This is a genomic window from Micromonospora inaquosa (assembly GCF_003857055.1).
GTDB lineage: Bacteria > Actinomycetota > Actinomycetes > Mycobacteriales > Micromonosporaceae > Micromonospora > Micromonospora inaquosa.
Window position 1 is genome coordinate 1 of the sequence record NZ_QGSZ01000174.1, and the last position, 9,856, is coordinate 9,856.

11 protein-coding genes are annotated in these 9,856 nt (G+C 68.9%); all 11 read left to right on the forward strand.

Going from position 1 to position 9,856, the window contains the following annotated elements:
* Window positions 1-814: hypothetical protein (locus DLJ59_RS09460; protein WP_244235925.1), on the forward strand; the 814-nt coding region annotated here is incomplete at its 5' end.
* Window positions 811-2,022 (forward strand): histidine decarboxylase, encoded by a 1,212-nt coding sequence (locus DLJ59_RS09465; protein WP_124772125.1) that lies wholly within the window; start codon window positions 811-813, stop codon window positions 2,020-2,022. The genes DLJ59_RS09460 and DLJ59_RS09465, both read left to right, overlap by 4 nt.
* 41 nt (window positions 2,023-2,063) lie before the next feature.
* Window positions 2,064-3,194 carry a class II histone deacetylase gene (locus DLJ59_RS09470; RefSeq protein WP_124772126.1) on the forward strand — a complete coding sequence of 377 codons (1,131 nt, stop codon included), beginning with the start codon at window positions 2,064-2,066 and terminating at the stop codon, window positions 3,192-3,194.
* A 262-nt stretch (window positions 3,195-3,456) separates the two neighbouring features.
* On the forward strand, window positions 3,457-4,014 hold the full coding sequence (locus DLJ59_RS09475) for a hypothetical protein (RefSeq protein WP_124772127.1): 558 nt from the start codon (window positions 3,457-3,459) through the stop codon (window positions 4,012-4,014).
* Window positions 4,014-4,298 (forward strand): hypothetical protein, encoded by a 285-nt coding sequence (locus DLJ59_RS09480; protein ID WP_124772128.1) that lies wholly within the window; start codon window positions 4,014-4,016, stop codon window positions 4,296-4,298. The genes DLJ59_RS09475 and DLJ59_RS09480 overlap by 1 nt, the downstream gene beginning before the upstream one ends.
* A gap of 2 nt (window positions 4,299-4,300) precedes the next feature.
* The gene (locus DLJ59_RS09485) at window positions 4,301-5,326 is read left to right on the forward strand and encodes a hypothetical protein (RefSeq protein WP_124772132.1); all 1,026 of its coding nucleotides are present in this window, start codon (window positions 4,301-4,303) and stop codon (window positions 5,324-5,326) included.
* The gene (locus DLJ59_RS09490) at window positions 5,323-6,321 is read left to right on the forward strand and encodes a thymidylate synthase (protein WP_124772129.1); all 999 of its coding nucleotides are present in this window, start codon (window positions 5,323-5,325) and stop codon (window positions 6,319-6,321) included. Before DLJ59_RS09485 ends, DLJ59_RS09490 begins: the two co-directional genes overlap by 4 nt.
* On the forward strand, window positions 6,318-6,839 hold the full coding sequence (locus DLJ59_RS09495; RefSeq protein WP_244235926.1) for a nucleoside-diphosphate kinase: 522 nt from the start codon (window positions 6,318-6,320) through the stop codon (window positions 6,837-6,839). Before DLJ59_RS09490 ends, DLJ59_RS09495 begins: the two co-directional genes overlap by 4 nt.
* Complete coding sequence (locus DLJ59_RS09500; protein ID WP_244235927.1) at window positions 6,836-8,077, forward strand: radical SAM family protein; 1,242 nt, start codon at window positions 6,836-6,838, stop codon at window positions 8,075-8,077. Before DLJ59_RS09495 ends, DLJ59_RS09500 begins: the two co-directional genes overlap by 4 nt.
* Before the next feature lie 25 nt (window positions 8,078-8,102).
* A complete protein-coding gene (locus tag DLJ59_RS09505) occupies window positions 8,103-8,735 on the forward strand; it encodes a 3'-5' exonuclease (protein WP_124772131.1) in 633 nt (210 codons plus the stop codon).
* 235 nt (window positions 8,736-8,970) lie between these two features.
* A partial coding sequence (locus tag DLJ59_RS09510) for an IS110 family transposase (protein ID WP_244235928.1) occupies window positions 8,971-9,856 on the forward strand: 886 nt, incomplete at its 3' end.

Here is a 9,856-nt window from a genome sequence, read left to right on the forward strand (position 1 = left end):
CGCGCCCCCGCCCCCGCCCGCGCAGCCGGTGCCGCCGCCTGCACCAGCCGCACCGTACGAGCAGGTCCCTTTCCGTGACGCCGTGACGCCGGAGGTCCGCCGCTGGGCCGACCTACGCAAGCAGGTCGCGTACCGCTGCAAGCGCATCAACACCGGCCACATGGTCGAAGCCGATCAACGGTTCGGCGGGCGTGACGCGCTCGGCCCGCACGGCGTGATGCTGTTCTTCGTCTCCGACGCGCCGGGCGAGCCGCACGGCTACCGGCTGCACACCGCCTACCGGCTGTGGCTGGCCTCCCCGGACTCCGACGACCTGCCTCGGCTGTTGGCCGATCTCGACGGTGTGGCCCGGGACAACATCAACCGCGCCGCCTCCGTCCGGCGCCGCTGGCATCCCCTCGGGCCGGACGGCTCGATGGTCAACGGCGGGGACATGAGCCTGCCCGCGCACGCGACCTACGTCGGGGTGGGGGTCAGCACCCTCGACTCCGATCAGGGCCGCTGGTACCAGCTCGCCCACACGTTGCGGGACCTGCCGGTCACTGGCCGCCGGCTGTCGGTGTTCGATCTGAAGGGCCAGGCGTACGTGCTGCTGACTGACGGCACCGCCATGCACGTCGACCGCGACCCGCACGCCCGCATGGGCGTGGACGGCATCCGCTGCAATCGCACCCTTGATGCGGACCGGGTCAGCTACTACAACCGGCACGAACATCTGACCGAGGACGGCGACGACGCCACCCGGGCGGTGTGGCGGCACCTCGGGGCGCTGCACCACACCCTCACCGCGCACCTTCATGGGCGGTCGGCATGACCCACACCCCGACCCTCAATCTCGCGGACGCCGCGGACCTGAGCCGCACGCCGATCAACATCGACGCCGTGCTGGAGCACCTGGTGTGCGAGGCCGACGCTGCGGCGGCCACGAGCATCGGGTTTCCCGGCGCCGTGGACCTCGACCACACCGACGTCATGATCCGCCTCGGCAACCGCCTGTGGAACAACATCGGCGACCCCACCGACACCGGCGGGGTGGCACACACCCGGGCGCTGGAACGCGCCGTCGTCACCTGGGTCGCCGACCTGCTCGCCATGCCCGCCGATGACCGGTGGGGATACGTGAGCAGCGGCGGCACAGAAGGCAACCTGTCCGCGCTGCACGCCGCGCACCGCGCCGATCCCGCGGCCCGGATCTACTACTCGACCGCCGCCCACTACTCCGTGCCGAAGGTGGTGCGCCTGCTCGGAGCCCGAGGCGTTTCCGTTCACGCGCAGCCCGACGGGGAGATGGACTACACGCACCTCGCCGCGCAGCTACGCAGGCGGCGTCGCTGGCCGGCGATCGTGGTCGCGACTGCCGGCACCACCATGACCGAGGCAGTCGATGACACCGGCCGCATTCGCGCGGTCCTCGACGAGCACCACGCGGGCGGGCACCTGCACATCGACGCCGCCCTGTCCGGCATCCCCCTAGCCCTCGACGGGCGGCTGCGCCTCGATGACGCCAGCGGCATCCGCAGCATCGCGGTATCGGGTCACAAGTTTTTTGGTACGCCGACGCCGTCCGGAGTGGTGCTCATCCGTGATCACCTGCGCACCCACGGCAGCCGCGTCGCATACACCGCCACGGCGGACACCACCATCACCGGCTCACGGTGCGGGCTGGCCGCCGCGCTGCTCTGGCACGCCATCGCCACCCACGGCCGCGAAGGACACCGATGGCGGGCCACCGCAGGCCGCCGCCTCGCCGCCTACACCACCGACCGGCTCAACGCCGCCGGCTGGCCCGCCTGGCGACACCCGCACGCCTTCACCGTCGTCCTACCCACCCCACCCGAGCAGGTACGCAAGAAGTGGCTGCTAGCCACCGACGGCGACACGAGCCACCTCATCTGCATGCCCGGCATCACCCGCGGCCAGATCGACGCGTTCGTCGCCGACCTCGCCGCCGCCACACCACCGAGACCGGTACCGCGACCCCGGCCCGCGCCGGCAGCACCGACCAGCATCTCCGCGCATTAGCCGCACCGGCACCGGCAGCCGACTGACGAAAGGCACCCACCATGACCACCGGCTACGTCTTTCACCCCGAGTACCTGTGGCACGACACCGGCACCAGCGCCGGGGTGGTGCTCGCCAACCCGGCCGCCGGCATCGCACCCGCCGTGCACATCGAGAACCCCGAGGCCAAACGACGCGTCCACGAGCTAATCCACGCTCCCGGGCTGCTCGGCGAGCTGATGATCATCGAGCCCCGGCGGGCCACCGTCGCGGAACTCCTGCGCGTGCACACCGAGGCGTACGTGCAGCACATCAAAACCCAGAGCGACCTACACGGCGGAGGCGACGCCGGAGACGGATACTCGCCGGTCGGGCACGGCAGCTACGACATCGCCCGCCTCGCCGCCGGAGGGCTGATCGAACTCGTCACCGCCGCCGTGCACGGCGACATCACCAACGGGTACGCCCTGGTGCGCCCGCCCGGACACCACGCCACCGCCGACGCCGGGATGGGTTTCTGCCTGTTCAACTCGATCGCCGTCGCCGCCCGCCACGCCCAAGCCGAACTCGGGCTGGCCCGTATCGCGGTGGTGGACTGGGACGCCCACCACGGCAACGGCACCCAAGCAATCTTCTACGACGACCCGAGCGTACTCACGATCAGCCTGCACCAGGCGAACTGCTTCCCACCCGACTCCGGCTGGACGACGGAGAACGGTGTCGGCGAGGGTGCCGGCTACGCCCTCAACGTGCCGCTGCCACCCGGCAGCGGCCACGCCGCCTACCTCCACGCCATGCACCAGGTGGTCCTGCCGGCGCTCAACCGCTTCGCACCGGACCTGATCCTGCTCGCCAACGGCTTCGACGCGGGCGTGTTCGATCCCATGGCGAGGCAGATGCTCACCGCCGCCTCGTACCGCGAGATGACCCGACTGCTCATCGACGCCGCCGACCGGCTCTGCCACGGCCGGCTCGTCGCCGCCCACGAAGGCGGATACAGCCCCTTCTACACCCCGTACTGCGCCCTGGCGTTCCTCGAAGAACTCGCCGCAACCACCACGCACGTCACTGACCCTCTCGCCGTCGTCGTCGCCGGCTACGCCGCCGAGCCACTCACGCCCCAGCAGCAGGCGGCCATCGGCGAGGCGACGCAGCTCGTTTCACGACTCCACTCGCGCGTCACCACGAGCTGACGGCAGGTCGATCAACTTCAGGTAGGACACCATGAACCTCGTACCCAGCAGCACCAAGGCCCGTGCACTCCAGGGTGTCACGGTCGCGCCTGCTGCCCAGTCCGGAGGCGTCGATACCTGCACTTCGGCAGTCCTTACATCTGTCGTGGCTGACGGCCGGCGGACACATTGCGGCAACGCCCAAGCCGGGCCGATATCGCCAACCCCCTGAGCGTCCTTGGAGGAGACGATGACCATCCGCGTCACGCCTATGACGCCGCCCGTGGCAACACCGGCCCGGATCGTGCCCGCCAGCGGCTGGCCGCTGCTCCACCTGATCAAGAAGGTCATCCCCTGGCCCGCCGACCCGCCAGCGAATGGCATCCCGCCCACCCAACGACCATTCGACCGCGAACCGGCCACCGTTGACGGCATCGACCGGTACGCGCCCGGCGCACCGGTCTGGGCATACATCGGCGGCGCATGGCTGACCGCGTACGTCGCCGATACCACCGGCAGTTCCGCTCTGGTCTCCTATCCCGCACCCGGCTCGGCCGAAGCAATGTTCGAAACGGTGCACGTCTCCCACCTCCAGCTGCGCGACCGGCCGAGCCGAGCCAGCTACGGCGGCCCACCGTCAGCCAACGGTTCGCCCGACTCCGCGGACGTTCCCGACGCCGGCCACGCACGAGTGATTCTCGACGTGCACTGCCCGGACGAGCACGGTATGTGCACCGCCTGCGTGTACCTCGCCCACTTCTGTTGGGCGCCTTGCCCGCGTGCCCGCCAAGCCATGACCGCGCTCGGCATCGTCCCCATGGCGCAGTTCGGCGGACAGTGATGGCTGTCCAGCTAAAGCTGCCGACCTCGGCACGCCGCCGGATCTATCAGGCCCTCGTGGACCAGCCCGGCAGGCACTGGACGGTCCGCACGCTGACCCAGGCGCTAGCCCTGCACGCCAGCGTCAAGGAGACAGCAGTCCGCGACACGATCAACTTCCTGCTGAGCCTGCAGCTTGTTGCCCTGGTCCCGCACCAGCGAGCCATGACCATCAGCCTGACCGCACCCGGCGAACGCGCTCTGATCGTCGCGCTTCGCCGCGCCAACTCGCAGGCAGGGACATGACGATGCTCATCGGCTACAGCATGTGGGGCTTCCTCGGCAATGGAGTGGTCGACACCCCGGACGGCTCACGCGCTTACCGCAAGCCATTCCTCGACGCTCTGCGGGCCGAAGGCCACGACATCGTGCTGCTGCAGCGCAACCGCGACGCGCTAGACAGCGGCGAGAACTTCAGCAGCACCTACCGGTGGAATCCGGCGGGCTTCCCCAGCCTCGACGCCGTCATCCTCGAATGGCGCTGGCCCCTGCCCGGCCGCAACACCATCCCGTGCGGAACCCCCGGCCACACCTGCGACCTGCACCGGCAGACCGAGCTAATCGATAGGTACACCCGCGAGTGCGGCACGCCGACGCTGATCTGGGACCTGGATCGGCAGTTGCCTGCCGATGATCCGCTGCGGGCGATGCCGAGCGTCTCGGTCGGCGAGTTCGCGATCCTGACGACGCCGGGTGCCCGGCATCTTCCCTGTCCGGTACCAGATGAGCTGCTGGACGCCGCCGACGCCAAGCGGCTGAGCCGCACGGTTCGCGAGGTGCCGTTGGTGTATGTCGGCAACCAGTACGACCGCGACGATCACTTCGATCGCTTCTTCGCCCCAGCCGCCAAGCTCGTACGGCACCAGGTGGCCGGCAAGTGGACCCGAATCGAGGCGTGGCCGCACGTGGAGTTCATCGGCCGGGCGGCCTTCCACGACGTTGACGGCCTGCACCGCAAGGCCCTGGCGACCATTCTGCTTCTTCCGGAGCGGTACTGGCGTGTCGGGCACATGACGTCACGTTGGTGGGAGGCCCTGCTCGCGGGTTGCATCCCACTGGTGCCGGTCGAGATGCGCGGCGTGGAACTCTACCTGCCGCGCGATCTGCACGTGGCCGACGGCCAAGACGTCATCGACCGGCTCGCCTGGCTGCGTGGCCTGGCCGGAACGAGCCAGCACGCCGATCTGCTCGCTGCCTGCCTGGCGCGGCTGGAGCCGTTCCGCTGCTCGACCATCGCACGCGAGGCGCTTGCCATCCTGGAGGATGTTTCATGATCACCGGACCGGTCTACACAACCTTCGAAGACGCCTACCTCGCCGTCCTACGCGAGATCCGCCAGGCGCCGCAATACGAGACTGAAACCCGGGCCAAGACAGCGATCGAGACGACCAACGTCTTGCTGACCATCCGCAACCCGGTCGCGCGTACGCCGCACATCGCCGCCCGCAAGGCCAACGTCGTGTTCAACCACGCCGAAGCACTGTGGTACCTGACCGGTCGCGACGATCTCGACATGATCGCCCACTACGCGCCGAACCTGCGGCGACTGTCTGAGGATGGCGAGACCCTGACCGGCACCGCCTACGGACCGCGGCTGTTTAAGCCAACCAAGCCCGACGACCGCTGCCAGTTCGACCGCGTGATCGAGCTGCTGCGCCGCGACCCAGACGCCAAACGGGCCACGATGCTGATCATGCAGCCAAACGAGCTGGTCGACCCGGACAACCCCGATGTGGCGTGCACCCTCGGACTACAGCTGATGCTGCGCGGCGGTCAGCTGCACATGAGCGCCTATATGCGTGGCAACGACGCCATGATCGGGCTGCTCGGGGACGTGTTCGCGTTCACCCTCATCCAGGAGTTCGCCGCGCGGCAGCTCGGCGTCGAGGTCGGCAGCTACGCCCACCACGTCGGCTCCATGCACATCAACGTCAACGACCTGCCGAAGGTCGACCGGATGCTCGCCGAGCGCACCCGCCCCGCCTTCCCGGCCGAGCAGATGCCGGCGACGACCTGGACCGACCTCGCCGAGGTCGCCACGTGGGAGGAACGACTCCGTAAGGACGCCGCCGTGTTCGGCCCCGACGACGCGGCTGGGCTAAAGCCGTACTGGGCGCAGGTCATCGCCCTGTTCGAGGTCTACCGGCAGGTCGTCTACCGGGCCGACCAACCCGTCAGCCCCGAGGCGCTGGCGATGCTGCGACCGGGCCACCGCTGGCTGATCGAGCAGCGATGGCCGACCCGCGTGCCGCAGGCGGTGGCGTCGTGACCGCCGTGGACTGGACCCGCTGGGCAGTCGTCCTGCTCAAACCGGACTGCCTCAGCCGGGGTCTCGTCGAGCCCGTCCTGACCTGGATCGGCGAGCACGTCACCATCGTCGACCGGCGCACCGTCACCCCAACCGAAGCGCAGGTCTTCGCCCACTACGAAGATCTGCTCACCACCCGCCTTGCCCACTTCACCTGGGTCGACGTCCCGGCCGACCTGCGCCGTACCTACGTCGGCCAGCGCGTCGGCATCGCCCTCGCGTACGGCGAGGCCGCCGCGCCACGGCTACGCGAGCTGATCGGCGACTTCGACCCCAATACCGCCGGGCTCGACACGATCCGCGGCCGGTTCGGCATGGACTCGCTGTCCAAGGCGATGGCCGAAGGACGGCTGATCGACAACGTCATCCACACCTCCGACGACCCCACAGGCGCCGAACGCGAGTTCGGCATTTGGTACGGCCCGACCGAGCACCACCTTCTCCGCCCGCCTGCCACCGCCGAAAGGAGCCCCCGGTGACCGAACTGCCCCTGCTGGCCCGCGTCCCCCGCGAACTGCCCATGCTGAGCGACCACGTCAAGGCCGCCCTCGACCCCTACATGGCCCAGATCGTCGGCTACCGCAAGAGCGGCCTGTCGCTGAACCACATCATCGGCTGCCCCCTGGACTGCGCCTACTGCGTCCGGCACTTCTGGGGCAACTTCGAGGTCAAGGTCCCGCACCTGCTGTGCTCCACCGACGAGGCGATCGACCGGCTGCTCAACCACGAGGCGTTCCAGCCACACACCACCCCGATTCAGCTGCTCAACAAGGCCACCGACGGCTTCGTGCCGGCAGTCAAACCGCACCTATTCCAGATCCTTCGCGCGCTCGACGAGCGCGGCTACACCAACCACGTCCTAGTCATCACCCGGTTCCACGTCACCGAGCAGGACATGGCCGAGCTGGAACAGCTCAAACACGTTCGGGTCACGCTTCTGTTCACGTACTCCGGCATCACCGACGACCGCATCGAGCCGATCGCCAAGAGTGAGACCACGATCAAGTCCATCCGCACCGCCGCCGCCCATAAGAAGCGCACCGGCATGGTCCTGTACTGGCGACCCATCGTGCCCGGCTGGAACGACCAGCCCGAGACCATGGCAGCCGTGCTCGACCTCGGCCGGACCGTAGACGCGATCGTGTTCACCGGCCTGTACCACAAGCAGGAGAACGCCGAGTACATGCGCGGCCTCGGCATCGAGGTTCCATACGGCGACGACTTCCACCGGCGCAAGACCATGCCGTTCGACCTCGACGCTCACGTAGTCGCCGCCTGGCGCGCGTCCGGCATCGACACGCCGCTGTTCCGCAAGACCAGCTGCGGCGTCGCCCATGCCCACGGCACCGCCGACTACAACGGCCACTGGGGCATACGCGAGCTGTGCGACATCTGCCCGGTCAAACAGCAGCAACTGTGCGCCGACGACTACCGCGAACCCACCGCCGAAGACATGGATGCCGTCCTTTCCCAGCTCGGCTACGAGACCGACTTCGTGATCGAACCCGGCCACGTGTGGACACACGGGCTGGGCGAACAGCGCCGCTACGCCATCCAGCACACCCTGCGCCACCAGATCTGGGAACTGGACCAGCCGCACTACCTGGGCGCGCACGGCCGGTCGCTCAACGGTCACACCGCCAATCCCGAGCAGGTCTCGGCCCTGGCCGACGTCCGGGAACAGTTCGAGCGGGCGGCGCGGTATGAAGACGACTGACCCCAAACACGGAAAAATGGCCGCGATGGGCTCGCAGCTGTGGCACGACACCGAGATCGTCGCGCTCGATCTGGAGGGCAGCGGCGCCCAGGACCGCGACCATGAGGCGATCTTGGAGGTGGCGGTCGTTCCGCTCGTCCACGGCCAGCCCGACCTCGATCGGGCGTTCACAAGCCTGGTCAATCCGGGACGGCCGATACCTCAGCGGCCCTGGATCTCTCCGGGGCTGACCGATGCGGTGCTCACTGAGGCACCCCCGTTAAACGCGATCGCGGCACAACTGGCTGAGCTGATGAACGGGCGGTGGGTGCTCGGGCACAACGTCAAGGTGGACTGGCGGCTGCTGAGCAGGCACCTGCCCGATCTGCGCCCGGCGGGCCTGCTCGACACGCTCAGCCTCGCCCGGACCATGGACTTTCCCGACCGCTCGTTGTCGACGCTGGTAGAGGCTCTGCGGCTGCGGGAGGCGATGATCGCGGCAGCCGGAGGAAGCCAGCCGCACCGCGCGTACTGGGACACCGTGGCCACCGCCTACCTACTGCCGAAATTGATCTACCGGCTGTGGCCGAAGAAGCCCCCGACCTTCGACAGCCTCCGTCTGGCGGCCAGCGTCACGGTCCCCGCCGGGCCAGCCGACCAGCCTGGCTTGTTCGACTAGCGACGCCCCGAACCGCCCCGTTACCTTTTTGATCGTCCCCAGCCGGGGACTCCTCGGTCGCTCGGCCCGGTATGACTTCCTGCCCCTGTCGTTCGAATGATCCGGGGGGTGTTGTCGCCGGGTCGGGTGGCGTCGGTGGACCGCTGATAGGGACACGGCCACCCGTGTTCGGGGTAGGTCTCTTCGTAACGTGGCTGCCGGCAGTCCGACGCCTGGACCAGCGGCCGAGGCCACGATGCGATGCGTGGAGGCGGGTGCGGTGAACGATAGTTACGGCGTCTACCTCGGCTTGGACGTCGGCAAGGGTGATCACCACGCGGTCGGGTTGGCGCCCGATGGCAAGCGGCTGCATGACGCGGCGTTGCCGAATACCGAGGTCCGGCTGCGGCAGTTGTTCGACAAGCTGGCTCGTCACGGCCGGGTGCTGGTGGTGGTTGACCAGCCCGCCTCGATCGGCGCCCTGCCGGTCGCGGTGGCTCGGGCGTGTGGGCATCAGGTGGCCTACCTGCCCGGGCTGGCGATGCGCCGCATCGCTGACCTGCACCCGGGCACGGCGAAGACCGACGCTCGGGACGCTTACGTCATCGCTGACGCGGCCCGCACCCTGCCCCACACGCTGCGGCGCGTCGACGTCGGCGACGAAGCCCTCGCGGAGCTGGAGGTGCTGGTCGGGTTCGATGACGATCTCGCGGGTGAAGCCACCCGCGTGTCCAACCGGATCCGTGGCCTGCTCACGCAGATCCATCCCGCGCTGGAACGGGTCCTCGGCCCGAAGATTCACCACAAGGCGGTCCTGGAGCTGCTGTCGCGCTGCGGCGGCCCCGTCGGGCTGCGCAAGGCCGGCCGCCGCAAGCTGGTCTCGATCGCCGCCGTCCATGCACCACGCATGGGCGAACGCCTGGTCGAGCAGATCCTGACCGCCCTCGACGAGCAGACCGTGACCGTCCCGGGCACCCAGGCTGCGGAGACGATCCTGCCTCGGCTGGCTGACAGCCTCCGCGATGTCCTGCGGCAACGTGACCAGGTCGCCGGCGAGGTTGAGAGGATGCTTGATGCTCACCCTCTTGCCCCGGTCCTGACCTCGATGCCCGGCATCGGTGTCAGGACCGCCGCCCGGATCC